The sequence below is a fragment of the Vibrio agarilyticus genome, from assembly GCF_012641465.1.
Lineage (GTDB): Bacteria > Pseudomonadota > Gammaproteobacteria > Enterobacterales > Vibrionaceae > Vibrio > Vibrio agarilyticus.
This window is the reverse complement of record NZ_JABAIK010000045.1, coordinates 1-1264: the sequence shown is the minus strand read 5'-3', so window position 1 is coordinate 1264 and position 1264 is coordinate 1. Positions and strand designations below refer to the sequence as shown.

Sequence of the window (1264 nt, the reverse complement as noted above, 5' to 3'; positions counted from 1 at the left end):
CAGTCGCGGCCGGGATCGCGACGACGGCGGGCTGTCTCGTTGACCCTACAGGTGGCCGACGGAAGGGGTTTATGGCTTGCAGCTACTGAGGACGGTTTGCTCCTTCCCGCCATCGTGGGTCGAAAGGTTCATGTCGTTGCCCTTACCCCACAGTTCGTAGGTGTAGTTTTTGCTAGCGGAGATGTAGCGCACTCCTGATGCGCTCTTGGCGCGTTTCAGTGGGACAAGCTCATCCATTTGCAGCATCACGGCATAGTCTCCGACGTACACGACATCCAACGTCTTTCCGCCTTCGCAAGCGTACTTGGTCTGGATCATCTCATCCGCTGCTGAAGCAAGATTCGGAGCGATTGCCGCCATCATGGCAGCAAGAGCGAACGTTTTTTTCATAAAGATTTTCTCCTTCGTTTCGTTGCTCATTGGGGAGTGCTTTCAAACATGTCAATGGTGTTCGGGTCGCGGTCGTCGTTCTGCTTCTCGCCGCTGAACATCGACATGATCCGGCGGCGGATATCGCCATCCTTGTTGACCAAGGTTTTGGTCACGAAAGCTGCGTAATCCTTGGCGTTGTCGTAGCCCTTCCAGACCTCGTGAGGATCCAGCGCATAGGCGCAAACCTTGCCAGCAACAGGGATGCGGACAAGCGCGCGATTTTCTTCCAGGTAAGACAACCAACGGCTGATTGTCCGCCTGTTGACGTTCATCTTGTCTGCCAAAAACTGCTGATCGCAGACCACCGCGCCGCAGGTTGGGTCGATATTTTCAGCAAAGAATGAATACAGGCCGAAGGCCCCAGCATTGCCTTTAGCAAGCTCAATGATGCGCTTCCAACCCAAGGGATACACCTGCGTGAACCCCTTGTTCTTCCGCGCCTCTTCGCGCTCCTGAGCCTCTTTCTCGTCCAGCATGGCCAGCTCTCGCTGGCGGATACGACGCTGGGCGTCGGTCGCCACCGTGATCTGCTGCATGGGGTTCCTCCAAAGTCGGGAAATTTGTCCGCTCATTGCGCCATTTCGAGTCGCAATGATACGACAAATTATGTCTCACGTCGAGACAGTTTGCGTCTCAACCTTGCTACCTGTTGAGACATCCATGCATGTCTCAACGTTAGGACACCCTATGTGTCTCAATGCATTTCTACAAATCCTTATAAATCAATAACTTAGCATTTCCCCCTTTCTCCTCTAAGGGGCTGCCGCCCCGCCGGCGGCCGCGTAGCGGCCTTGGCACCCCGCTGACGGCCCCTGCGGGGCCTCTGGAAAAG

At 55.3% G+C, this 1264-nt stretch carries 2 protein-coding genes; both read right to left on the bottom strand.

Annotation, left to right across the window (positions count from 1 at the left end):
* Positions 1 to 69 precede the first annotated feature (69 nt).
* Positions 70 to 420, bottom strand: coding sequence for an MliC family protein (locus HGP28_RS18875; protein WP_077265610.1), 351 nt, complete (start codon positions 418 to 420; stop codon positions 70 to 72).
* A complete protein-coding gene (locus HGP28_RS18870; RefSeq protein ID WP_033995415.1) occupies positions 417 to 968 on the bottom strand; it encodes a helix-turn-helix domain-containing protein in 552 nt (183 codons plus the stop codon). The genes HGP28_RS18875 and HGP28_RS18870 overlap by 4 nt, the downstream gene beginning before the upstream one ends.
* Between the last annotated feature and the right edge of the window lie 296 nt (positions 969 to 1264).